General features: G+C 32.2%; 24 protein-coding genes. 9 read left to right on the top strand and 15 right to left on the bottom strand.

The window, feature by feature from the left end; genetic code table 11:
• Window positions 1-17: 17 nt before the first annotated feature.
• From lpdA to ACQYZ7_RS07690, 4 genes are all read left to right on the top strand, one after another.
• Window positions 18-1,406, top strand: a complete 1,389-nt coding sequence (lpdA, locus tag ACQYZ7_RS07705; RefSeq protein ID WP_430729188.1) for a dihydrolipoyl dehydrogenase — start codon at window positions 18-20, stop codon at window positions 1,404-1,406.
• Window positions 1,407-1,469: 63 nt separating this feature from the next.
• Complete coding sequence (locus ACQYZ7_RS07700) at window positions 1,470-1,922, top strand: hypothetical protein (RefSeq protein WP_430729187.1); 453 nt, start codon at window positions 1,470-1,472, stop codon at window positions 1,920-1,922.
• Window positions 1,923-2,182: 260 nt separating this feature from the next.
• On the top strand, window positions 2,183-2,371 hold the full coding sequence (locus ACQYZ7_RS07695; protein WP_430729186.1) for a hypothetical protein: 189 nt from the start codon (window positions 2,183-2,185) through the stop codon (window positions 2,369-2,371).
• Window positions 2,355-2,693: a hypothetical protein gene (locus ACQYZ7_RS07690; protein ID WP_430729185.1), complete on the top strand. Its 339-nt coding sequence runs from the start codon at window positions 2,355-2,357 to the stop codon at window positions 2,691-2,693. The genes ACQYZ7_RS07695 and ACQYZ7_RS07690 overlap by 17 nt, the downstream gene beginning before the upstream one ends.
• A 182-nt stretch (window positions 2,694-2,875) precedes the next feature.
• On the opposite strand, the gene ettA is transcribed toward ACQYZ7_RS07690, so the two are convergent.
• From ettA to ACQYZ7_RS07630, 12 genes are all read right to left on the bottom strand, one after another.
• Window positions 2,876-4,567 carry an energy-dependent translational throttle protein EttA gene (gene ettA, locus ACQYZ7_RS07685; protein ID WP_430729184.1) on the bottom strand — a complete coding sequence of 564 codons (1,692 nt, stop codon included), beginning with the start codon at window positions 4,565-4,567 and terminating at the stop codon, window positions 2,876-2,878.
• 19 nt (window positions 4,568-4,586) lie between these two features.
• Window positions 4,587-4,763, bottom strand: a complete 177-nt coding sequence (locus tag ACQYZ7_RS07680) for a CAL67264 family membrane protein (protein ID WP_099216284.1) — start codon at window positions 4,761-4,763, stop codon at window positions 4,587-4,589.
• 142 nt (window positions 4,764-4,905) lie between these two features.
• Window positions 4,906-6,930, bottom strand: coding sequence for an FAD-dependent oxidoreductase (locus ACQYZ7_RS07675; RefSeq protein WP_430729183.1), 2,025 nt, complete (start codon window positions 6,928-6,930; stop codon window positions 4,906-4,908).
• A 128-nt stretch (window positions 6,931-7,058) separates the two neighbouring features.
• Window positions 7,059-7,532, bottom strand: coding sequence for a hypothetical protein (locus ACQYZ7_RS07670; protein WP_430729182.1), 474 nt, complete (start codon window positions 7,530-7,532; stop codon window positions 7,059-7,061).
• 153 nt (window positions 7,533-7,685) lie between these two features.
• Window positions 7,686-7,988, bottom strand: coding sequence for a phosphoribosylpyrophosphate synthetase (locus ACQYZ7_RS07665; RefSeq protein ID WP_430729181.1), 303 nt, complete (start codon window positions 7,986-7,988; stop codon window positions 7,686-7,688).
• Window positions 7,989-8,070: 82 nt separating this feature from the next.
• Window positions 8,071-8,508 (bottom strand): MarR family winged helix-turn-helix transcriptional regulator, encoded by a 438-nt coding sequence (locus ACQYZ7_RS07660; protein WP_430729180.1) that lies wholly within the window; start codon window positions 8,506-8,508, stop codon window positions 8,071-8,073.
• A gap of 56 nt (window positions 8,509-8,564) precedes the next feature.
• The gene (locus ACQYZ7_RS07655) at window positions 8,565-8,813 is read right to left on the bottom strand and encodes a glutaredoxin family protein (RefSeq protein WP_430729179.1); all 249 of its coding nucleotides are present in this window, start codon (window positions 8,811-8,813) and stop codon (window positions 8,565-8,567) included.
• A gap of 96 nt (window positions 8,814-8,909) precedes the next feature.
• Window positions 8,910-9,191 carry a GNAT family N-acetyltransferase gene (locus tag ACQYZ7_RS07650; RefSeq protein WP_430729178.1) on the bottom strand — a complete coding sequence of 94 codons (282 nt, stop codon included), beginning with the start codon at window positions 9,189-9,191 and terminating at the stop codon, window positions 8,910-8,912.
• Window positions 9,192-9,193: 2 nt separating this feature from the next.
• A complete protein-coding gene (locus ACQYZ7_RS07645) occupies window positions 9,194-9,625 on the bottom strand; it encodes a (4Fe-4S)-binding protein (protein ID WP_430729177.1) in 432 nt (143 codons plus the stop codon).
• 17 nt (window positions 9,626-9,642) lie between these two features.
• Window positions 9,643-10,173 carry an NADPH-dependent FMN reductase gene (locus ACQYZ7_RS07640; RefSeq protein WP_430729176.1) on the bottom strand — a complete coding sequence of 177 codons (531 nt, stop codon included), beginning with the start codon at window positions 10,171-10,173 and terminating at the stop codon, window positions 9,643-9,645.
• Window positions 10,174-10,584 carry an OsmC family protein gene (locus tag ACQYZ7_RS07635; protein WP_430729175.1) on the bottom strand — a complete coding sequence of 137 codons (411 nt, stop codon included), beginning with the start codon at window positions 10,582-10,584 and terminating at the stop codon, window positions 10,174-10,176.
• Window positions 10,584-10,934, bottom strand: coding sequence for a DoxX family protein (locus tag ACQYZ7_RS07630; RefSeq protein ID WP_430729174.1), 351 nt, complete (start codon window positions 10,932-10,934; stop codon window positions 10,584-10,586). Before ACQYZ7_RS07630 ends, ACQYZ7_RS07635 begins: the two co-directional genes overlap by 1 nt.
• A gap of 158 nt (window positions 10,935-11,092) precedes the next feature.
• Here ACQYZ7_RS07630 and ACQYZ7_RS07625 point away from each other — a divergent pair, with 158 nt between their 5' ends.
• Together ACQYZ7_RS07625 and ACQYZ7_RS07620 are read left to right on the top strand one after the other, a co-directional pair.
• Complete coding sequence (locus ACQYZ7_RS07625) at window positions 11,093-12,052, top strand: bifunctional helix-turn-helix transcriptional regulator/GNAT family N-acetyltransferase (protein WP_430729173.1); 960 nt, start codon at window positions 11,093-11,095, stop codon at window positions 12,050-12,052.
• Between the two features lie 12 nt (window positions 12,053-12,064).
• Window positions 12,065-12,442 (top strand): cupin domain-containing protein, encoded by a 378-nt coding sequence (locus ACQYZ7_RS07620; RefSeq protein ID WP_430729172.1) that lies wholly within the window; start codon window positions 12,065-12,067, stop codon window positions 12,440-12,442.
• 100 nt (window positions 12,443-12,542) lie between these two features.
• On the opposite strand, the gene ACQYZ7_RS07615 is transcribed toward ACQYZ7_RS07620, so the two are convergent.
• The 3 genes from ACQYZ7_RS07615 to aceB form a co-directional block, all read right to left on the bottom strand.
• Entirely contained in the window at window positions 12,543-13,838 is a 1,296-nt protein-coding gene (locus ACQYZ7_RS07615; RefSeq protein ID WP_430729171.1) for a phosphatidylserine decarboxylase, read from the bottom strand.
• 393 nt (window positions 13,839-14,231) lie between these two features.
• Window positions 14,232-15,863, bottom strand: coding sequence for an isocitrate lyase (locus ACQYZ7_RS07610; RefSeq protein WP_430729170.1), 1,632 nt, complete (start codon window positions 15,861-15,863; stop codon window positions 14,232-14,234).
• Window positions 15,864-16,033: 170 nt separating this feature from the next.
• Window positions 16,034-17,629, bottom strand: a complete 1,596-nt coding sequence (gene aceB / locus ACQYZ7_RS07605; protein WP_430729169.1) for a malate synthase A — start codon at window positions 17,627-17,629, stop codon at window positions 16,034-16,036.
• A gap of 153 nt (window positions 17,630-17,782) precedes the next feature.
• Here aceB and ACQYZ7_RS07600 point away from each other — a divergent pair, with 153 nt between their 5' ends.
• Genes ACQYZ7_RS07600 through ACQYZ7_RS07590 form a run of 3 tightly spaced genes read left to right on the top strand, consistent with a single transcriptional unit; the run spans window position 17,783 to window position 22,971 of the window.
• The gene (locus ACQYZ7_RS07600) at window positions 17,783-19,261 is read left to right on the top strand and encodes a helix-turn-helix domain-containing protein (protein WP_430729271.1); all 1,479 of its coding nucleotides are present in this window, start codon (window positions 17,783-17,785) and stop codon (window positions 19,259-19,261) included.
• A gap of 58 nt (window positions 19,262-19,319) precedes the next feature.
• Window positions 19,320-20,963: an acyl-CoA carboxylase subunit beta gene (locus ACQYZ7_RS07595; RefSeq protein WP_430729168.1), complete on the top strand. Its 1,644-nt coding sequence runs from the start codon at window positions 19,320-19,322 to the stop codon at window positions 20,961-20,963.
• 16 nt (window positions 20,964-20,979) lie between these two features.
• Window positions 20,980-22,971 carry a DUF3352 domain-containing protein gene (locus ACQYZ7_RS07590; protein ID WP_430729167.1) on the top strand — a complete coding sequence of 664 codons (1,992 nt, stop codon included), beginning with the start codon at window positions 20,980-20,982 and terminating at the stop codon, window positions 22,969-22,971.
• Window positions 22,972-23,009: the final 38 nt, after the last annotated feature.

Below are 23,009 nucleotides of genomic sequence, written 5' to 3'. Positions count from 1 at the left end.
AGTAAAAAGTAAACAACATGAAATACGACGTACTAATAATCGGAAGTGGTCCCGGAGGTTATGTAACAGCTATTAGAGCTTCTCAATTAGGGTTTAAAACCGCTGTAGTTGAAAAGGAAAACTTAGGTGGAATTTGCTTAAACTGGGGATGTATTCCTACCAAAGCATTATTAAAATCTGCTCAAGTTTATGATTATTTAAAACATGTTGATGAGTACGGTTTAAAAGCAGAAGCAATCGATAAAGATTTTGAAGCGGTTATTAAACGTAGTCGTGGTGTTGCTGAAGGAATGAGCAAAGGTGTTCAATTCTTAATGAAGAAAAACAAAATTGATATCATCGACGGTTTTGGTAAAGTAAAAACTGGAAAAAAAGTTGATGTTACTGATAAAAATGGTAACGTAACCGAATATTCAGCAGACAATATTATTATTGCTACAGGAGCTCGTTCTCGTGAATTACCAAGCTTGCCACAAGATGGTAAAAAGGTTATTGGATACCGAGAAGCAATGAGCTTACCAAAACAACCAAAATCTATGATTGTAGTAGGTTCTGGTGCTATTGGAGTTGAGTTTGCACACTTCTATAACTCTATGGGAACTGATGTAACTGTGGTTGAGTTTATGCCAACGATTGTTCCTGTAGAAGATAAAGATGTTTCTAAGCAAATGGAACGTTCTTTCAAAAAAGCTGGAATTAAAGTGATGACAAGTTCTTCTGTAGAAGCTGTCGATACTTCTGGTGACGGTGTAAAAGCTACTGTTAAAACTAAAAAGGGAGAAGAGGTTTTAGAAGCAGATATCGTATTATCAGCGGTTGGAATTAAAACTAATATTGAAAACATCGGTTTAGAAGATGTAGGTATTATTACTGATAGGGATAAAATCTTAGTAAACGATTGGTACCAAACTAACATCCCAGGTTATTATGCTATTGGTGATGTAACTCCTGGGCCTGCATTAGCGCACGTTGCTTCTGCAGAAGGAATTACCTGTGTTGAAAAATTAGCTGGTTTACATACTGAAGCGATTGACTATGGAAACATTCCTGGTTGTACCTATGCAACTCCTGAAATTGCTTCTGTTGGTTTAACTGAAGAGCAAGCTAAAGAAAAAGGTTACGAATTAAAAGTCGGAAAATTCCCTTTCTCTGCTTCTGGTAAAGCAAAAGCAGCAGGAACTCCTGACGGATTTGTAAAAGTAATTTTCGATGCTAAATACGGTGAATGGTTAGGATGCCATATGATTGGTGCTGGTGTTACCGATATGATTGCTGAAGCTGTTTTAGGACGTAAATTAGAAACCACTGGTCATGAAGTATTAAAAGCTATACACCCTCACCCAACGATGAGTGAAGCGGTTATGGAAGCTGTTGCCGATGCTTATGATGAAGTGATTCACTTATAAGATTCACAAACTTTATATAGTTAAAACCTCGTCTTTTTTGACGAGGTTTTTTTATATTTGAATATGAAAAAAATATTCGCAATCTTCGTATTATTATGCTGTTTTTATTCTTGTAAAACAGAAGAAAAGAAAGCACCTGTAAATCCGCTAACAGTTCCATTTAGTGAACGTCCAACTCCTAAACTTCCAAATACTAATAATGTTTCTACCGGTGTTATAGGAGGTGCACATTACATATGCCCTAAAAAGTGTAAAGGAGGAACTTCAAATATTAAAGGAACTACCTGCCCTGTTTGTCAAACTCCACTTGCTCACAACCAAGGATTCCACAATACTCCAAACAAAACTTCGAATACACCAACATCGACACCTGTAACACCACCTACTTCTGGACCAAATGCAGCTGGTCAATATCATTATACCTGTGCCAACGGTTGCGCTGGTGGTGGGGATGCTGCTGGGAAATGTAACAGTTGTAATGGAAATTTAGCACATAATGCTGCTTTTCATAATTAAAAAAAGGATGACTAGTAATCTAGCTAACCCTTAATTAAATTATTACAAAAAAACGCTGTTTATTTCATTACTTTTTATCAATTACTTCAGAGCATGATATATAAACACTTATAAATTATTATAAATAACTGTCAACCTATTTTAGGACGACTCGTTATTCTAAGTTAAAAGTATGTAATTCACTTACTTTTATTACGGTTTTTAATTAAGTTACTTAGAGCTTATTATATAAATTTGTTTAACTATAAAAATTTACAATTATGTTAAGAAATGTTTTAAAATTAGGTTCTGTTTTAAAAAAGCATGAACAAAAATTAATTGCTGGAGGAAATGATATGCAAGAATGTTCTTTAGGAGATCCTTGTCATGGTGGATCTCAAACTCCTCCCAATTGCTTACCAGCCGTCAACCATTGTTGTATTAATGGCTTTTATGAAATTTGTTATTAATACTATAAAGAGTAGGGTCATTAGAGACCACATAAAAATTCTTCAGCCTCACCATAATAAGGTGAGGCTTTTTATATTTGAAAAAATAAACGACCTGACTCAAATAATATTCTTCTTTGATACAATTGAACCAGATATTAAAATAGAACAATCAATCGAAGACTATTTCTCATACAAAAATGTTGTTTTAAACAAAGCTATTGAAATACTTAATAAAATAGAAGCATCCTCTACTCCTTTTAAAGGATTTATTTTAAGAAAACACATAATATACCTACTTATTAATAGTAAAAATGTTTTAAAACCACGAATTAATCAATAAAAAAAACAACTTCATCATTTCGGCACGATAATTGTATTTAAGAAAACTTTAACATAATCTACTATACTATGAAAAACTATCTACTAAACAGTTTTACATTGAGGGGACAATTGTTATAGAAAAAGAAAAAACTCGAAGCTGCTAACTTCGAGTTTTATTTTTATAAAGAATAGATATTTAATTTATCTAATTAACTTCTTATATTTAATACGTTTTGGCATTAAATCACCTCCTAAACGTTTTTTCTTGTTCTCTTCATAATCAGAGAAAGATCCTTCAAAGAAATATACTTGACTATCTCCTTCAAAAGCTAAAATATGCGTACAAACACGGTCTAAAAACCATCTATCATGCGAAATTACTACGGCACATCCAGCAAAATTCTCTAAACCTTCCTCTAAGGCACGTAGTGTGTTTACATCTAAATCGTTTGTTGGCTCATCTAATAATAGTACGTTACCTTCTTCTTTTAAGGTCATAGCTAAATGCAAACGGTTACGCTCACCTCCCGATAAAGTATTTACCTTTTTATTTTGCTCACTTCCTGAGAAATTAAAACGACTTAAATAAGCTCTCGAATTAACCTGCTTACCTCCCATCATCACTAAATCTTGACCTTCTGAGAAGTTTTCCCAAATAGATTTTTCAGGATCTATATTTGAGTGTGATTGATCAACATAGGCAATTTTTGCAGTTTCACCTACCTTAAAGCTTCCAGCATCTGGAGTTTCTTCTCCCATTATCATTCTGAAAATAGTAGTTTTACCAGCTCCGTTTGGACCAATAATACCTACGATTCCTGCTTGCGGAAGATTGAACTCTAGATTTTCATATAATAATTTATCTTCATAAGCTTTAGAAACGCCTGTAGCTTCAATCACATTGGTTCCTAAACGTGGTCCGTTAGGAATGTAAATTTCTAACTTCTCTTCCGTTTGCTTTTGGTCTTGGCTCATTAATTTTTCATAGTTCTTCAAACGGGCTTTCTGCTTTGTTTGACGTCCCTTTGCTCCTTGACGAACCCAGTCTAACTCTCGCTCTAACGTTTTTTGTCGCTTAGATGCTGTTTTGCTTTCTTGCGCTAAACGTTGTGATTTTTGATCTAACCAAGAAGAATAGTTTCCTTTCCATGGAATACCTTCTCCTCTATCTAATTCTAAAATCCATCCTGCAACATTATCTAAGAAGTAACGGTCGTGCGTTACAGCAATTACAGTTCCTTTATATTGTGCTAAATGATGCTCTAGCCAGTGTACAGATTCTGCATCTAAGTGGTTGGTAGGCTCATCTAATAATAAAATTTCTGGTTCTTGTAATAACAAACGACATAAAGCTACACGACGACGCTCTCCTCCTGATAATACTCCAATTTTCTTATCTCCGTCTGGTGTACGTAACGCATCCATGGCTATTTCTAACTTTGTATCAAGTTCCCATGCGTTAGAAGCGTCAATTTTATCTTGCAACTCAGCCTGTTGATTCATCAGCTTTTCCATCTTGTCAGGATCAGAATACACTTCTTCTAAACCAAACATATCATTTATTTTGTTGTATTCGTCAAGGATAGCAACTGTTTCTGCAACTCCTTCTTTTACAACTTCCATCACTGTCTTATTCTCATCTAGCTTAGGTTCTTGCTCTAAGTAGCCTACTTTATACCCTGAAGAAAAAGTAACGTCACCTTGGTAGTTTTTTTCTACTCCAGCTATAATTTTTAACAAGGTAGATTTACCCGAACCGTTTAAACCTAAAATACCAATTTTAGCTCCGTAAAAGAAACTTAAATAAATATCTTTTAAAACTTGTTTTCCTGTACTTTGATAGGTCTTAGAGACCTTATTCATTGAAAAAATGACTTTTTTATCGTCGCTCATTTCTCTATATTTTCTTTAATTAAACTCTTCCTTTTAAGGCGTTAAACACCCATGCATTAGCAAAAAAACCTAAACCAACAGCACCAAAACCATATCCGGCTATTTCATCGTACTTAAATACTGCTAAACATATAAGTAAAATTCCCATTAATACCATTATAAGCGTTGCCCAACCTAGGACAGTGTTTTTGTTCATTGCCATAATTTACTTTTTTCAAAAAAATGTGAGCTACAAATATCGGTAATTATTTAGACTTATTCATGCTCTTAATCTTAATACATATAAAAAAAGTCTTGCTATAGCAAGACTTTTTTAGTGATTTTAAATTTATATAAAACTAGAGTTCAGCAGCTAACCTACTTCCTTGGTTTATCGCTCTTTTTGCATCTAACTCTGCCGCAACATCTGCTCCTCCAATTACATGAACTTTCATTCCTTTAGCTTCTAACGGTTCTAATAATTTTTTAAATGGAACTTGACCTGCACAAATAATTACATTATCAACCGGTAATACTTTTTGTTCTTCATTTTGAACATAGTGCAAACCTTCATCATCTATTTTTGTGTATTGTACTTCTCCTATAAATTGTACTTTTTTCTTCTTTAGTACAGCGCGATGTATCCAACCTGTAGTTTTTCCTAAGTTTCCTCCAAACTTTCCTTTACTACGCTTAAACATAAAAATTTCTCTTGGAGATGGATCAAATTCTGGTCTAATTCCCTCAATTCCCGCACGAGCTTCTAAAGTTTTGTCAATTCCCCATTCTGCTAACCAAGCATCCACATTTAGAGAAGTACTCTCTCCTTTGTGAGCCAAGTATTCTGAAACATCAAAACCAATTCCTCCCGCTCCAATTACAGCAACACGCTTACCTACAGGTTTCTTTAATTTTACAACGTCAATATAACTCAATACCTTTTCGTGTTCTATCCCTTTTATTCTTGGAGTTCTTGGCGTAATTCCTGTTGCTAAAATAACCTCATCAAAATTACCGTTGTATAAGTCTTCTGCAGAAACTCTTGTATTTAGCTTTACATCTACCTTGTGTAACTCTAATTGCTTGTTAAAATAACGAATGGTCTCATAAAACTCTTCTTTTCCTGGAATTTGCTTTGCAATATTAAACTGACCTCCAGTTTCTTTATCGGCATCAAATAAGGTTACCTTATGACCTCTTTGAGCTGCTACAGTTGAAGCAGCTAAACCTGCTGGTCCTGCACCTACAACTGCTATTTTCTTCTTTTTTGAAGTTGGATTATAGTTCAGTTCTGTTTCATGACATGCTCTTGGATTCACCAAACAGCTTGCCACTTTCTTTTGAAAAGCATGATCTAAACAAGCCTGATTACAAGCTATACAAGTGTTTATCTCATCAACTCTCTCTTCTTGTGCTTTGTTTACCCATTCTGGATCTGCTAAAAATGGACGCGCCATAGAAATCATATCTGCATGTCCTTCTGCTAATACTTTTTCAGCAGTATCTGGCATGTTAATTCGGTTAGAAGTAACTAAAGGAATAGATAATTCTGCCTTCATTTTTTTAGTTACCCAAGTAAACGCTGCTCTAGGAACTGATGTAGCAATAGTAGGTATTCGTGCTTCATGCCAACCAATACCTGTATTAATAATGGTTGCTCCTGCTTTTTCTATTTCTTTTCCTAATTGTACTACTTCTTCCCAAGAACTTCCTTGTTCTACCAAATCTAACATTGATAAACGATAGATTATAATAAAATTCTCACCAACAGCTTCTCTAATTTTTCTAACTAGCTCTACCGCTAAACGGATTCTATTTTCATATTTCCCTCCGTAATCATCCTTTCTTTTATTAGTTCTTGTTACTATAAACTGGTTGATTAAATATCCTTCAGACCCCATGATTTCTACTCCATCATATCCTGCTTCTTGTGATAACTTAGCACAGTTAACAAAATCTTTTACTGTTCTTCGTATTCCTGATTGTTTTAAAGCAAAAGGTTTAAAAGGGGTTATTGGTGATTTAATTTTTGACGGTGCTACATTGAATGGATGATATCCATAACGACCTGAGTGTAAAATTTGCATACATATTTTACCTCCTTCTTTATGAACTGCTTCTGTAATTACTTTATGCTCTCGTGCATGTTTTTTTGTGCTCATACGAGCAGAAAAAGGAGCTGTCCATCCTTGAATATTAGGAGAAATTCCTCCAGTAACAATCAAACCTACTCCTCCTCTTGCACGTTCTGCATAATATGTAGCAATGCGTTCAATTCCATTTTTCTCTTCTTCTAAACCAGTATGCATTGACCCCATTAAAATTCGATTTTTTAAAGTGGTAAAACCTAGGTCTAAGGGTTCAAAAATATGTTTGTATTTCATTGTTGTATTTTTATAAAGTATTATGCATGCATAACAAATTGCAAGATACATATTTTTACAATATGTTTATACTATAAAAAAGACCCTATACTAAGTATAAGGTCTTTTAGAACTATTCAATTATTTTATTACCACCAAATGATTATAATTAAACCATTAGAACAAATTATAATTATAATTATTCTAACTTTTGTTCCATCATTTAGTTCAGCTTCAAACCTATAAACTGGCTGTCTTTCATACTCATGTGGTACTTGTATCACATTACCATCCTTCATTCTATGTTCTGCTAAGCCAACACCTGAAAACTCGTCTTTTACAATACGGTAACTTTTTAAATCTTCTTTTTTAAGGTTTCCTTTTTCTAAAAATAAGTCTAAGGTAGGTTTTTTAACTCCTTCTGGATTCATTGGGTATTCATCCGCTTTAACTACTCCGTAGTCTTCATGGTAATCTAATCTTAAATCGTCTATGGATTTTGCAGCCTTAGCATCTACTGCTTTTGTTTGAGTTTCAACTGGTAGTAAAGTTTCTTCGTTTTGACATGATGTAAATACCATAAAAAAGATACTTACAAACATTAGGGTTTTTAAAGTCTTCATAAAATATTAGTTTGGGTTAATTAATCAACCCAAATATATCTTAACTCTATATAGAAGCTCATAGGCAAAAGGTTATTTATTATATAAGGAAAACATCTTAATTTTATAAGGGAAATAACTCTTTTTTATATACAATGTCCTCTAGTTTTTAAATTATCGTACTATTTTTAATTTTTGAATCATTTCTGGAGATAAAGAGTTTGCATAAACCCCATAAGCATCAACTAACACTCCTTTAGTTCCTTTTATTGTTTCTATAGCATATATCACCGAATTATCATCTACACTACTCATACCCTCAAACCGATACATTTCTACAATCTCAAATACTTCAGGTGAGTATACTTCATTGGTATTTTTACTTTCTATTTCATTTTCTCTCAAATTAAAATCAAGAGTAAATCCTCTTTCCTGTAAATCTTTTAATGCTTCTGAAAGTGTATCGTATGTGTACATAATTTCTATTATTTCACTTTCTTAAAAGATACAATATTAAAACTAGACTTCCTATTTATTTCACATATAAGTATAAAATATATTACCTTATTTTATCTAGTAAATCACTAAGTTGGGTGGCTTCTTCTTCTGTTAAATTATCAATAAAATCTAAATGTAAATTATCATCTATTGCTTTTAATAGCTTTTTCCCTTGTACGGTAATACTTATATAAACTACTCTTCTATCATCCTCACACCTATCACGGTCTATTAAGTTTTTCTCACACAGTTTATCCATTAACCTCGTAGCATTAGGAGCTCGCTCAATCATTCTATCTTTTATTGTTTGAACTTTTATAGCTTCTTTAGCTCCTCTTAAAATACGAAGAATATTAAATTGTTGTGGTGAAATACTATACTGTTTAAAAAACTCATTTTCCTTACTACTTATCCAATTAGCAGTATATTTAATATTGATAAATGCTTTAACTTTATCATTTGGAAATTTTGAATTGATGTCTTTTGAAATATCTCCCATTGTTTTGGTTATTAGCTGTTAGCTACTAGCCTTTTTTATTATTTAATTAAATAAGATTACCCTTTTAATTTTAAGTCTTGCATTAACTTATTAAACGTATCTGATGATGGTGTTAAATACACTTCGTCATCAACAAATAAAGTTGGGTACTTCACTTGTCCTTCATAAAGTTCTTTTGTATGTTCTTTCGCTTCCTCATCTATAGAAACATCTTTATACTCAAATGGTACTTCTGCAGATTTTAGAAAGTTTTTATATGCAACCGTATGTGCATGTCCTCTTCTGCCGTATAAAACTATCTTCATTTTAACTTCCTTATTATTAGATTACAAAAATACAAAAAACAACACTTATATACCAAGGAAAATAAACTTTTTACAAATATTGAAAAGGAACTTTATTTACACTAAAACATCTGAATATTCAGGCTTTTTATCAAAAACTGATTTTGCAAATGGGCATAAAGGAAGGATTTTAATATTTTGAGTTCTAGCAAATTCCACAGAAGCTGCTACTAACTTATACCCTGCCCCCTTTCCTCGTAAACTATCTCCAACTTCAGTATGATCTATAATTAGTTTATCTTCTCCTGCCCAAGTATAAGTCATCAGTGCATCTCTATTTCCATCAACATTAATAAAAAACTCTCCTTTATTACCCTTATCTTCTTGCTCTACTTTCATAATTATCCTTTAAACTCAACTTTTACATGTGTACCGTCACAATATGGTTTATTATGAGAGGCTCCACATCTACAAAAAGCTGTTGTTTTATTTTTCTTTTCTGTTGTTCCATCTGAATTGGTAACATGTAGGGTTCCGTATATTAATAAGGGACCATCTTCCAATGCTTCTACTTTAGTTTCTGTGTGAGCTGCAGCTTGACTACCTTCCTTTTTTGAAATGTATGATAAAGCTCCTGAAGGACACTCTTCTACTTGTTTTTTTATTCTTTCTGTAGTTGCTCCATCCATGTCAATCCATGGTCTATTTTGAGGGTTAAAAACCTGTATCAAGCCTTTCCAACATTTTTTTGAGTGGATACATGTATTTGGTTTCCAAACTACAGTAATATCATCATTACTATACTTTTTTACAATCTCCTTTGCTCCTGACATAATATTATATTTTATGTTTATACTGCTTTTTGGAAAGTTGTAACTGCTTCTTTTATTTCTTGATTAAACTCTTCATTTACAACCCTTCCGTCTTTAAAGTTATCATAAAATTTTGGTAAAGAAAAATCGGTTATAACATTTGCTCCCATATGTGGGAATCCATTTTTAGCTATTGCCATAGAAGATGCTCCTCCTCTACCCCCTGGAGAGGTTGATAATAATAACATAGGTTTATTGTGCCATACTTTTTGCTCTATACGCGACATCCAGTCTACTATATTCTTAAATGCCGTTGTAAAATTCCCATTATGTTCTGCTAATGATAACATAATACCATCAGCTTCTTTTATTTCATTTAAAAACTTCACTGCATTTTCTGGTATACCATTCTCTATTTCTTCATCAACTCCATAAATAGGTAATGGATAATCATTTAAATCTAATACAGATACCTCAGCTTCTTGTTGTAAACCTGATGCGTATATTACTAATTGTTTATTGATTGATTTTTTGCTGTTACTACCCGAGAAAGCGATTATTTTCTTCATTTATGTTGTAATTTTTGTTTCAATTTCTGTTGCTCCTTTCACCATTTTAGCTACAGGACATTTACCGGCTATTTCTAATAATTTAGTCCGTTGCTCATCAGTAACTTCTTTTTCAAAATAAATTTCTTCTACTAATGATTTTTTAATTCCTTCAGAAGTTAATTGTTCTTTTTGACTGACATTTACTGTAACTCTTCCTAAGTCCCACCCTTTTCTTTCTGCATACATTCGTAGTGTAATTGATACACAACCGCCAATTGCAGTTAATAAATATTCTACTGGGGTTGGCCCGTTATCGTCTCCTCCTTTATCCAAAGGTTCATCAATAACGGCAAAATGATTTCTCATTTTACCTTCTGCTAAGTAATTTCGTTCAGTTAAAGTAACTGTTGCTGTTGGATTATTGCTCATTATATTTTTTTACTATAAATATACGAAACTATTACTAGTACCATTGCAATTGCAGCACCTGTTTGCTCTCCATCTCCAATCATAAAATGAGCAAAAAAGGCAAGAATAAACGCAAAGAAAAAGCCTGCATATGCCCATTCATTTATAAACTTTCCTCTAAAAAACCATAATGCTACTAAACCTAATATTTTTGCTATTGCATAGGGATAAATAATGTATGTTGGATATCCAAATGCTGTAAACATTTTAGCTACTTCTGCATGGTTAAAAAAATACATTCCTGCTGAAAAAAACATCAATAATGTTAACAAGCCTGTAGCTACATAAAAAATAATTTTATTTCTTTTCATTTTTAATTGTTGTTTAAAGTTCTCTTACAAATATATGAAAATATTTAATTATTTTCCATGGTATATATTTTCTAGGTATTTATTAAAATTAATAAGCAACTGTTTGAAATCAAAAAAACATTTATATTTGCAATTATATAAGTACTTATGTTTTATAGATGGATGCATTAAAAGGATTAGGAGAAATTGGTTTAGGTTCTAGATTAAAGAGAACTAGTGAATATATGATGCGTGAAACACAATTGGTATATGATGAGTTTAATATTGACTTTGACCCTTACCTATTCCCTACTTTTAAAATTATAAAAAACAAAGATGGTGTAACAAATACTGAGATTACCAACAACTTAAAAACATCACAACCCGCTACAACACAAGCAATTAATAAGCTTCAAAAAAAAGGACTTATCATTCTAAAAGAAGATAAATTAGATAAGCGAAAAAAGATTGTTTTTGTATCCGATAAAGGGAAACAACTTATTAAAAGTGTTACCCCAATTTGGAACAGTATTGAGTACATTATTAAAGAGTATACAAATATAAAATCTGAATCTCTAACTGAACTCATAAATGAGTTAGAAACTAAATTTAAAGAAAAGCCCTTCAGTAAAGCTATTATTGAACATATAAAAATGAATACAACAAAAAACACTGTAGTAATTACCACTTTTAAAGAAGAGTACAGCGCTTCTTTTTACGATTTGAATATTGAATGGTTAGAAACATTTTTCTACGTAGAACCTTATGATAAGGAAGTTTTAAGCAACCCTGATAAATATATTATTAACAAAGGGGGACATATTTTCTTTGCTACATTAAATAATGAAATTGTAGGTACTGTTGCTTTGATGCCAATGGACGATCCTAACGTTTATGAATTGACAAAAATGGCTGTTTCACCAAAACACAGAGGTTACAAAATAGGACAACAGCTTATGCAGCATTGCATCTATTTTGCTAAAGAAAATAATTTTGACAAGCTCGTTCTTTACTCTAACACAAAGCTTGAAAACGCTATTTACATTTATAGAAAATTTGGGTTTTTAGAAATTCCTGTGGAAGAAGGTTGCCCTTATGAACGTTGTAATATTAAAATGGAACTAAAAACAAACTCTTAATAATGTTGTGATATGAATACAACTCAAATAATTAATATTCAAAAGGAGGCTGAAAAGCTAAAAGATTACTTTTCTCCTAAAATAATTTCTGGGGTTAATAATGAATACGTTAAAGTCGCTAAAATTAAAGGAGAAGATATTCCTTGGCATAATCACGAAAATGAGGATGAGCTTTTTTATATTATTGATGGAAACCTTTTAATGGAGATAGAAAATGAACCCAGTTTTACAATGAAAAGAGGAGATTTATATGTAGTTCCTAAAGGCATCAACCATAGAGTTAGTTCTTCTGAAGATTGTTTAATTATGCTTATTGAAACAAAATCTACCAAACATACTGGTGAGATAATAACTCCTATCACAAAGTCTATTGATAATCAAAAGTATTAAAGTATCATCATAAAAAACATACATTAATCCTTATTAAGATTATAACATTAAAAAAAAGAGGTAGTTCCTAAAAAAACAACTACCTCTCCTTTAAAAGATATTACTTATTCCAATAAACTGAAGCTTGTCCGTATTGAAAATGAATTGGCACAAGCGAAGGATCTCTTTGGAACATATACAATTCATGAGGCGGTTTTTCAAATAACATAATAATATCTGAACCTCCAAATCTAAATTTACCAAACTCTTGACCTTTCACTACTGTTTGTCCTTGTAGTTCAGTATACATATCTACACCAGAAACCTGACACATTCCTATTGGTAAAATAGCAACCTTTCCTACTTCAGTACCCGCATCCATAATTACTAATCCTCTAGCTTGTGAAAACTCATATCCGTTTTCTCCACCATCAGGGGCATCAAACTGTCCATCAGATGCTGTTTCAACATTCAAATACACTTTTCCTTGCACAGGAAGAATCTCTAAAATTTTTCCACTAACCGGTGTATGAAAACGATGATAATCAAAAGGACTTAAAAAATAATGAATAAATGTACCTCCATAAAAACTTTCTCCATACTTACTATACTCCAACAACTCATCTACACTACCAATAGTATGTGTTCCTTTCAACGTAATTTTATCTACATTCCCTTTTTTATCAATTGGATAATATGCTTTAAAAGTACAATCTGCAGGAGAAACAATAGTCGTATTATCATCTGGATCTGCTATAGGACGCAAAGGAGAAATTCCCGTTTTAGGATCCGCGTGATTAAATTCTCTATAAAAAAATTGATTGAACGTTTTCCAACTGCTTTCATTATCAGAATACAAAGGAAAATTATAAACACTTTCGCCTTCATCATTTTTATCATCTTTAAACGATTGTAACGTTTCGTCTGTTAAAGAAGCTTCCGTATCTAAAAAAGTTCCCCAAGCATTTGCAAAACTCACTAACCAATCAGCAAACTCAGGATAACTCTGCATCGTTTTTCCTGCTGAATCTGTTTGATCAATCAACCAATAGGATTGACAAAGTAAATCGTATACTTTTTGATTGTATCCATTTTTAGTTCCATCACTTGTCCAAGCATTAGGATATTCTGGATCTCTACTTTCATTCGGTATCATTTGTACATAAATATCTAAGTAGTCATAATATGCATCTACCGTTTCTGGCCATCCTTTTCCTTTAAATTCTTTATCAATTGCCTTGTAAAGATCTTTATTTAAAGGAGGTATAGTTTTATCAGAGCTTCCATTTTTTGATAATTCTACCGCTTTTTTTAATGACTCTCCAAGACTTTTTGCCATTGCTGGATTACCATCTAAAATACTTTTCAGTTGTTCAACAACTGCTTTATGAATTTCAATAGTTGTGCCTGTTTCCATAATTAGTTAAGTTTTTAAATAATTCCTACTCTTTTATTGGAGGTTTTTCGGATGCCACCTGTGCAAATAAAAATTGATTATAGTTCATTAAATATCTTGTCATTTTACAAATATTTGATGTTCCTAAAAATTCTGATAAAATAACTATCATTAATTATACTATCAGATAATTCAAATTTGAGGAATTAATCCTTCAATTTTAAAAACAAACACACAAACTACTGATTTTCAATCATAAAAGCAGTTATTTTAGTTATAGAGAGGAGAGTAGTTATATCTTATAGTAATATTAAAGCAATATAGATAACACTTAAAGCTAATTATGTGCATTAAAAAAAACTCCACTTGTACAAGTGGAGTTCAACTTCAAAATATATAGTATTACTTTACAAATTAAGCTACTACAGATTCTTTTTGTAATTCTACTTTATTTTCATTTTTAGTTTCAAATTGATTAGCCGTATTCTTTTCTCCTCCTGCTTTTAATGCTTTTTCTCCTGCAAAAAATGTTTTGTGATCATCACCTAAATCAGAACCAGCCATTCGCTGATGTTTTACACACGATACACCTTTTCTAATTTCTTGTCGTTGTACCCCTCTAACATATGCTAACATACCATCTTCTCCAAAATAACCCTCGGTTAAATCGTTCATATGTAATGCTGTTGTGTGATACGTTGGTAATGTAATTAAGTGATGAAAAATTCCTGCTTCTCTTGCTCCATCTATTTGGAACGTGCGAATTTTCTCATCTGCTAATTGACAAAGTTCTGAACCATCATACACAACATCCATTAAATTATCTCTATCATACATTGAAACGTCATATCCTTGTATTAGCATTTCATCGTATACTTGATTACGGAAATTTAACGTCCAGTTAAACGATGGTGAATTATTGTATACTAATTTAGCATTTGGTACTATAGCTCTTACTCTATTTACCATGTTTGCTATTTGACCAACATGAGGTGTAGGTGTTTCAATCCACAGTAAATCTGCTCCGTTTTGTAGGCTAGTAATACAATCTAACACAACTCTGTCAATATTTGTTCCTTCTCTAAATTTATACAAACCATTTGCTAAACGTACAGGACGTACTAATTTTCCTTCACGTTTTAACAGCACATCATCTTCTCTAGCTTCGTCAATCGTGATTTCTTCTGCTTCTACAAACGCTAGGTATTGAGAGGCTAAATCTCCAGGTTCTTGACTTACTGGTAATTTTTGAGTTAATCCTGCTCCTTCCGAATCGGTTCTAGCAACAATAACTCCATCCTCTACACCTAATTCTAAAAAGGCATATCGGATTGCGTTTAATTTTGCTATGAAATCTTCATGTGGCACCGTTACTTTTCCATCTTGATGTCCACACTGTTTTGCATCTGATACTTGATTTTCTATTTGAATAGCACAAGCACCGGCTTGAATCATTTTTTTAGCTAATAAATACGTTGCTTCTTCATTTCCAAAACCAGCGTCAATATCTGCAATAATTGGTACAATGTGCGTTTCGAAATTATCTATTTCATTTTGCACATCTTCTCCGTTTTCTAACCTTCGAAATAAATCATTCAACTCAATTGCGTCTGCTTGACGTAAGAAATCATAAATTTCTTCAATTAATGCTGGAACAGCAGTTTTTTCATGCATCGACTGATCTGGTAACGGACCAAATTCAGAGCGTAACGCAGCTACCATCCATCCTGAAAGGTATAAATAACGTTTACTGGTAGTTTTGTGATGTTTCTTAACAGCAATCATTTTTTGCTGAGCTACAAAACCATGCCAACACCCCAGAGATTGCGTATAATTAGATGGATCTGCATCGTACGCTGCCATGTCTTTTCGCATAATAGCAGCTGTATACCTAGCAATATCTAAACCTGTTTTAAAACGGTTTTGCGCTACCATTCTAGCAGCATTTTCTGAAGAAACTGAATTCCATGTTGTTCCATACTTTTTCTTTAAGTCTTTTACAGTTTGTAAAGCAGAACTATAATTAGCGTGTGCTAAATTTTTCATAATTTTGTAATTGATAAGGTTATTAATTTTTATTGATAGCTTGCCCTCTTGAATGTTGCCGCATTTTTTGAGGGCTTTTTTTACTCGATAATCGAGATTAAATATTCCTAGTTTAGTCTGTATATTAAAATATTTATTCGCACAAAACCTGGTTCTCTAAATAGTTTATACTACAAGTATTTATACGCTGGTAAGGTTAAAAACTCTACAAATTCTTTATTTAAAATCAACTCATCAAATAATTGAATAGCTAAGTCAAACTTTCCTTTGTTATATCTGTCTTCACCTACATAACTTTTTATTTTTGTAATCTCTTCTTTTTTAAATTGCTCGTACATTCCTTCAGTAAATGTTCGACCGTCTTCTAACATCACACTTTTATGTAACCATTGCCATACTTGCGTTCTAGAGATTTCAGCAGTTGCTGCATCTTCCATTAAATTATACAAAGCAGCAGCTCCTTGCCCCATTAACCAAGACTCTACATATAAAATTCCAACATTTATGTTGTCTCGTATTCCTTTTTCAGTGATAGTCCCTTCTGGTAATTCAACCAAATCTTCTTCAGTAATTAATAAGTCTTCTAACTTTTTATCTATCTGATTCGCATTTGGCATTGTTGTATTAAAAACATCCATTGCAACCTCCACGAGTCCTGGATGTGCAACCCAAGTTCCGTCATGACCATTTTTTACTTCCTGCTCTTTATCGTTCTTTACTTTTGCAAAAGCTTCTTTATTTAACTCATTGTTGTTTTTTACGGGAATTTGAGCAGCCATTCCTCCCATTGCATGTACACCTCGTTTATGACACGACTGAATAACTCGTAACGAATAGGCTTTCATAAACGGGCTTCTCATGGTTACTTGTGAGCGATTTGGTACTATAAAATTGGTGTGGTTTCTAAACTTTTTAATGTATGAGAAAATATAATCCCAACGACCACAGTTTAATCCCGCCATATGATCTTTTAACTCATAGATAATTTCATCTAACTGAAAACTTGCAGTAATTGTTTCAATTAACACTGTCGCTTTAATTGTTTTTTGTGGCACGTCTAAATGCTCTTGAGCAAATACAAAAACATCATTCCACCAACGTGCTTCTTTATAATGTTCTAGCTTAGGCAAATAAAAATAAGTTGCACTCCCCTTCTCTTGTAAGGTTTTGATATTATGAAAAAAGTACAAACCAAAATCAACCAAAGACCCCGACATTTCTACACCATCAATCAACAAATGTTTTTCGTTTAAGTGTAATCCTCTGGGTCTTACTAACAAAGTAGCTACTTTGTCTTTCAACTCATAGCTTTTATCTTTTGCAGCATTGTAAAATGAAATTGTTTTATTTACTGCATCTCGTAAGTTTACCTGACCATCTAAAATATTTTGAATAGTAGGCGAATTACTATCTTCAAAATCTGCCATAAATGTTTTTGCGCCAGAATTCAACGCATTTATAATCATTTTACGTTCTACTGGTCCTGTAATTTCTACTCTCCTGTCTAATAAATCTTCAGGTAACGGAGCACATACCCAATCGCTTTCTCTAATTTCTTTCGTTTCTAAAGGAAATGTTGGATTATTTCCTGCATCAAAATAAGCTTGTTCTATTTCCCTTTCAGCTAACAACTGAAGTCTTTGAGTATTAAACTTTTCTTGAAGTTGAATTAAAAACGCTTTGGCTTCGTCAGTTAGAACGCTTTTATACTCGGCTTGATCAAAACCTACACATTGAATTTCTTTTGCTAAAACATCTTGATTCATACTATTTTATTTTTCTTATTAATTGATAGTTCAATATTAAAAAAAAGAACTCAAACAAAAAAGCGAACGTTCGCTAAAATATAAAATTTACTAATTTTTATTAATTCGCTAATTTTTATACCTTTGAATTACGAATCTTTTAATAAAAACACTTTGGAAGAAGAATATATCAGACTAGTTTTCGGATTAAAGCTAAAACAAATACGCACAGATAAAAACCTATCACTCTTTGGATTAGCTAAACTAACAGGATTATCAAAATCGTATTTAAACGAAATTGAGAAAGGTAAAAAGTACCCGAAAACTGATAAAATTGTTATTCTTTCTGAGAAGTTAGAAGTACCTTACGACCACTTAGTATCATTAAAGCTAGATAAAAACCTAGCTCCTATTGGTGAAATTTTACAGTCAAAAATTTTAAAAGAGATTCCACTTGACCTATTTGGTATTAAAGAAAATAACCTAATTGATATTATTGCCAATGCGCCTGCTAAGGTGAATGCATTTATCAGCACAATTATTAAGATATCGCAAAACTATAATTTAACAAGAGAAAGCTTTTTTCTTGCTGCATTGCGTTCATACCAAGAAGCACATAACAATTATTTTGAAGATATTGAAACGAAGGTTACTGATTTCATAAAAGCATACCAAATAAATCCAAATGCTCCTATTACTTCAAAAGACTTGGAAGAAATCTTAATTGAAGAATATGGTTACACAATTGATAGTGAAGAGTTATCAAAACATCAAAAGTTATCTGAACTGAGAAACATCTACATTCCAAAAAACAAGACGCTACTAATATATAATGATATAAACGAAGCTCAGAAAACATTCATTTTTGCTAAAGAAATAGCTTATAATTATTTACAAGTTGAAAATAGACTATATACCTTTCCTTGGATAAAGTTTGAGAGTTTTGATGAAGTATTAAATAATTTTATCGCCTCTTACTTTGCTGGCGCTTTAATTATTCCAAAAGATGATTTAATTCAAAAACTAACACAGCTTTTTTCTTTAGAAACTTGGCAACCTTTACAGTTGCATAAAATTATTAGAAGCTATAATTGTTCTGATGAGACATTCTATCAACGTTTAACCAATATCTTACCAAGGCATTTCAACATTAAAAACCTGTTCTTTTTACGTTTTACACACAAAGAAGGTTCCCCTATACATAGACTATCAAAGGAGTTACATATTACACAACAACAATCTCCACATGCCAATCGTAATAACGAACATTATTGCAGAAGATGGATTGCTATAAAAACCATAGAGGATTTAGAGGTTTCAGAAGAAAAAAAATCTGCCTATGGAATTCAGATATCTTCGTACGAAAATTCTCAAAAGGAATATTTAGTACTATCTGCTGCTACTGCTGATCCTTTTAAAGATAAGATTAACCGTAGTGTAAGTATAGGTATGTTGCTTTCTCCACACTTAAAACGTAAACTTCATTTTTTTAATGAAGATACTTTCATTAAAAAAACAGTAGGTATTACTTGTGAAACTTGTGCTGTACAAAACTGTAACGAACGTGTAGCTGAACCATATATTTTAATAAAACAATCTAGAAACAAAGAAATAGAAAAAACTATTGAAAACATCATTCAATCGTATAGGTAAACACCTTGTTTTATACGTCGTTTTTCTTATTTTAGCACACGCAAACAAATAACTTACCATGGATCTTAACTTCAATAAAAACGAAGACCACAACAAACTTTTAGTATCAGATTTACGCAGACGCTTTGCTAAAGTTAAATTAGGTGGCGGACAAAAACGTATCGACAAACATCATGAGAAAGGAAAAATGACTGCTCGTGAACGTATCGATTACTTATTAGATAACAAATCTAAGTCTATTGAAATCGCAGCTTTTGCAGGAGAAGATATGTACCTAGAACACGGTGGGTGTCCTTCTGGTGGTGTGGTTGTAAAAATGGGATATGTTAGCGGTAAGCAATGTATTGTTGTTGCTAATGATGCAACAGTAAAAGCAGGAGCTTGGTTTCCTATTACAGGTAAAAAGAATTTAAGAGCACAAGAGATAGCTATAGAAAATAAATTACCAATTATTTATTTGGTAGACTCTGCTGGTGTGTACTTACCAATGCAAGATGAAATTTTTCCTGACAAAGAACATTTTGGAAGAATTTTTAGAAATAACGCTGTAATGAGTAGCATGGGAATTACTCAAATTTCTGCTGTTATGGGAAGCTGTGTTGCTGGTGGTGCTTACTTGCCAATTATGAGTGACGAAGCGCTCATCGTTGATAAAACAGGAAGTATTTTCTTAGCAGGAAGCTATTTAGTAAAAGCAGCTATTGGTGAATCTATTGATAACGAAACGTTAGGTGGAGCAACTACGCACTGTGAGGTATCTGGTGTTACCGATTACAAAGCTAAAGATGATAAAGATGCTTTAGATACCATTAAAAACTTAATGGATAAAATTGGAGATTACGACAAAGCTGGTTTTAACCGAAAAGAGGCTTTTCCTCCAAAAGAAAATGAAGACGATATCTTCGGAATTCTACCAAAAGCTCGTAATGAACAATACGACATGATGGAAATCATTAAACGCTTAGTAGACAATTCTGAATTTGAAGAATATAAGGCTGGTTACGGTCAAACAATTATTACAGGATATGCTCGTATTGATGGATGGGCTGTTGGTATTGTTGCCAACCAACGTAAAATTGTAAAATCAAAAGGAGTAAAAACTAAACCTAGCGAAATGCAGTTTGGTGGGGTAATTTATAACGATTCAGCAGATAAATCTACACGATTCATTGCCAACTGTAACCAAAAGAAAATCCCGTTAGTTTTCTTACAAGATGTTACTGGGTTTATGGTAGGGAGTAAATCTGAACATAGTGGAATTATTAAAGACGGAGCTAAAATGGTGAATGCCGTAAGTAACTCTGTAGTTCCTAAATTTACGGTGGTTATTGGTAACTCTTACGGAGCAGGAAACTATGCTATGTGTGGTAAAGCCTATGATCCACGTCTTATTTTTGCATGGCCAAGTGCTGAATTAGCAGTAATGAGTGGAGCTTCTGCTGCAAAAGTATTATTACAAATTGAAACAGCTGCTTTAAAGAAAAAAGGTGAAAAAATTACTCCTGAAAAAGAAGCTGAGTTATTCGATAAAATAAAATCAAGATACGATAATCAAATATCTCCATATTATGCTGCGGCAAGAATATGGACAGATGCAGTTATCAACCCTCTAGATACTAGAACTTGGATTTCTATGGGAATAGAAGCTGCTGACCATGCGCCTATTGAAAAGAAATTCAATTTGGGTGTTTTACAGGTTTAAAAGCACAGTAAACAACATGAAAAAAAGAGTATTTTGGGGTATTATTGCCCTTGTTGTTAGCTATGTTATCTATCAGGTTTATATTTTTACCTTATCTGAAAATGATAATATCAAATCTATTTATTTAGTTCCTGATGATGCTGTTTTTGTGGTTGATACTGAAAGACCTATTGATACTTGGGATGAAATCAGTTCAAGTGAAATTTGGACACACCTTCAAAAGAATCAACAAATTAATAAACTTACAGAAAGCTTAAATAGTTTAGATGAAACCTTTAAAGCTAAAAAGGAAATTATTGACTTTATTGGGGAACGTAATCTAGTTATCTCTGTACATGTATTCAGTCCCAAAAAGTATGGATTGTTATATGTAGCTGATTTGCAAAAATTCTCAAAACTCATCTTTTTAAAAAGAGCTATAAGCAATTTAGCAGGAGAAGATTATAAAGTAACCAAAAGGGTATATAAAGAGCATGAAATTATTGAGCTATACAATAAGGAAACAAGAGAAACTTTGCATCTTTCCTTTATTAAAAATCAGGTTATAGCTTCCTATACTCATCTTCTAGTTGAAAAGTCAATTGACCAATATTTAAACCCCGTTATTGGACGTGACATAAACTTTTTAGAAATAAAAAAGAAAACAGATACTGACGGCTTTTTTAACATCTATTTACAACATAAATATCTAAAAGACTATCTAAGTTGTTTTACCAATTCCAGTAATTTAGACTTCTTAAATAAAGACGCTTTTTTTTACACAGGGTTAGATATATCAATTGTAGAAGGTGTTATAGTTCAAGCTACAGGCTTTACAAATGTTGATAGTAGCTCTCAAACCTATTTAAAAGTATTACAAAAATCTGGAGTTGGTAAGCGTAGTGTTGCTAAAATAGCACCCAAAAACACTTCTTTATATCTAAGTTTTGCTTTTGATGATTTTAAAACATTCAACAGTAATTTAGAAAAACTTCAACAAGAAAACCCTGCTGAATTTAAAATGTATTCTAATCAACTTGCTATGATTGAGGATAAACTAGACATTAATGTTTCTGAACATATTTATAGTTGGATTGGTAGTGAAATAGCTTTGGTTCATTTTAATACTGAGCTCTCAAAAAACAAAAAAGATATCGCTGCTATTATTAAAGCTGATGATATTAATGATGCTAAAGAAAACCTTCAGTTCATTCTTTCTAAAATTAAAGAAAATACTCCTTTAAAGTACAAACAAATCAATTATAGAGGCTACCCTATTAACTTTTTTGACCTTAAGGGATTCTTTAAAATGTTAGCAGGAAACATGTTTTCTAAAATGGACAAACCTTACTTTACAATTATTGATGATTTTGTAGTTTTTAGTACCAGTCCAAACACTATTAAAGAAATTATTAATAATCATTTAATAGGGTATACACTTGAGAGTTCAGAAAAATTCGATGATTTTAATTATCATTTTGAAAAGAAATCTAGTGTATTTGCTTATGTAAACACACCTAACTCATATAAAGATCTTTTAAGTTTAGTTGACAGTAAAACTCGACGTGAACTCCAAAAAAATAAACCATACATAACTTGTTTTTCTCAAATTGGAATACAGCTAATTGCTTCTGATGAGTTATTTGAAAGTAATATTTCTTTTATTTTTGAAGACCCTAAGAATATTGAAATAAGTACTAAAAAAGACCAAGAATTAAGAGAAAAATTATTACTTGAGTTAACTCCTTATAAAGATTCTATAAGCGATAAAAGCTCAATAACTTTTTTTATAGTACCTGCAATACATCCTTCTGATTTAAGTGCTAAATCTTACAAGGAATACTATAAAAACGGAAAGCTAAAGTTTGAAGTTGATTTAGAGGACGGCTTAAAAGATGGCTCGTACAAATCTTATTACGAAACTGGAAATATAAAAGTTAAAGGGCATTATAAAAAAGATAAGCAAGACGGAACTTGGAAAGCTTATAATAAACAAAATGGTGATGTAATTTTCAAAAAGCATTTTTAATTGCAATATTTTATAGCATTAGTTACATTTGCCAAGCA

This window comes from Tenacibaculum sp. SDUM215027 (assembly GCF_050566205.1).
Classification (GTDB): domain Bacteria; phylum Bacteroidota; class Bacteroidia; order Flavobacteriales; family Flavobacteriaceae; genus Polaribacter.
This window is presented reverse-complemented; position numbering and strand designations above follow the sequence as displayed.

What these genes read in the sequence shown, in the direction of transcription:
- lpdA (WP_430729188.1), top strand. Translation starts at nt 18, where the DNA reads ATGAAATACGACGTACTAATAATCGGAAGTGGTCCCGGAGGTTATGTA.
- ACQYZ7_RS07700 (WP_430729187.1), top strand. Translation starts at nt 1,470, where the DNA reads ATGAAAAAAATATTCGCAATCTTCGTATTATTATGCTGTTTTTATTCT.
- ACQYZ7_RS07695 (WP_430729186.1), top strand. Translation starts at nt 2,183, where the DNA reads ATGTTAAGAAATGTTTTAAAATTAGGTTCTGTTTTAAAAAAGCATGAA.
- ACQYZ7_RS07690 (WP_430729185.1), top strand. Translation starts at nt 2,355, where the DNA reads ATGAAATTTGTTATTAATACTATAAAGAGTAGGGTCATTAGAGACCAC.
- ettA (WP_430729184.1), bottom strand. Translation starts at nt 4,567, where the DNA reads ATGAGCGACGATAAAAAAGTCATTTTTTCAATGAATAAGGTCTCTAAG.
- ACQYZ7_RS07680 (WP_099216284.1), bottom strand. Translation starts at nt 4,763, where the DNA reads ATGAACAAAAACACTGTCCTAGGTTGGGCAACGCTTATAATGGTATTA.
- ACQYZ7_RS07675 (WP_430729183.1), bottom strand. Translation starts at nt 6,930, where the DNA reads ATGAAATACAAACATATTTTTGAACCCTTAGACCTAGGTTTTACCACT.
- ACQYZ7_RS07670 (WP_430729182.1), bottom strand. Translation starts at nt 7,532, where the DNA reads ATGAAGACTTTAAAAACCCTAATGTTTGTAAGTATCTTTTTTATGGTA.
- ACQYZ7_RS07665 (WP_430729181.1), bottom strand. Translation starts at nt 7,988, where the DNA reads ATGTACACATACGATACACTTTCAGAAGCATTAAAAGATTTACAGGAA.
- ACQYZ7_RS07660 (WP_430729180.1), bottom strand. Translation starts at nt 8,508, where the DNA reads ATGGGAGATATTTCAAAAGACATCAATTCAAAATTTCCAAATGATAAA.
- ACQYZ7_RS07655 (WP_430729179.1), bottom strand. Translation starts at nt 8,813, where the DNA reads ATGAAGATAGTTTTATACGGCAGAAGAGGACATGCACATACGGTTGCA.
- ACQYZ7_RS07650 (WP_430729178.1), bottom strand. Translation starts at nt 9,191, where the DNA reads ATGAAAGTAGAGCAAGAAGATAAGGGTAATAAAGGAGAGTTTTTTATT.
- ACQYZ7_RS07645 (WP_430729177.1), bottom strand. Translation starts at nt 9,625, where the DNA reads ATGTCAGGAGCAAAGGAGATTGTAAAAAAGTATAGTAATGATGATATT.
- ACQYZ7_RS07640 (WP_430729176.1), bottom strand. Translation starts at nt 10,173, where the DNA reads ATGAAGAAAATAATCGCTTTCTCGGGTAGTAACAGCAAAAAATCAATC.
- ACQYZ7_RS07635 (WP_430729175.1), bottom strand. Translation starts at nt 10,584, where the DNA reads ATGAGCAATAATCCAACAGCAACAGTTACTTTAACTGAACGAAATTAC.
- ACQYZ7_RS07630 (WP_430729174.1), bottom strand. Translation starts at nt 10,934, where the DNA reads ATGAAAAGAAATAAAATTATTTTTTATGTAGCTACAGGCTTGTTAACA.
- ACQYZ7_RS07625 (WP_430729173.1), top strand. Translation starts at nt 11,093, where the DNA reads ATGGATGCATTAAAAGGATTAGGAGAAATTGGTTTAGGTTCTAGATTA.
- ACQYZ7_RS07620 (WP_430729172.1), top strand. Translation starts at nt 12,065, where the DNA reads ATGAATACAACTCAAATAATTAATATTCAAAAGGAGGCTGAAAAGCTA.
- ACQYZ7_RS07615 (WP_430729171.1), bottom strand. Translation starts at nt 13,838, where the DNA reads ATGGAAACAGGCACAACTATTGAAATTCATAAAGCAGTTGTTGAACAA.
- ACQYZ7_RS07610 (WP_430729170.1), bottom strand. Translation starts at nt 15,863, where the DNA reads ATGAAAAATTTAGCACACGCTAATTATAGTTCTGCTTTACAAACTGTA.
- aceB (WP_430729169.1), bottom strand. Translation starts at nt 17,629, where the DNA reads ATGAATCAAGATGTTTTAGCAAAAGAAATTCAATGTGTAGGTTTTGAT.
- ACQYZ7_RS07595 (WP_430729168.1), top strand. Translation starts at nt 19,320, where the DNA reads ATGGATCTTAACTTCAATAAAAACGAAGACCACAACAAACTTTTAGTA.
- ACQYZ7_RS07590 (WP_430729167.1), top strand. Translation starts at nt 20,980, where the DNA reads ATGAAAAAAAGAGTATTTTGGGGTATTATTGCCCTTGTTGTTAGCTAT.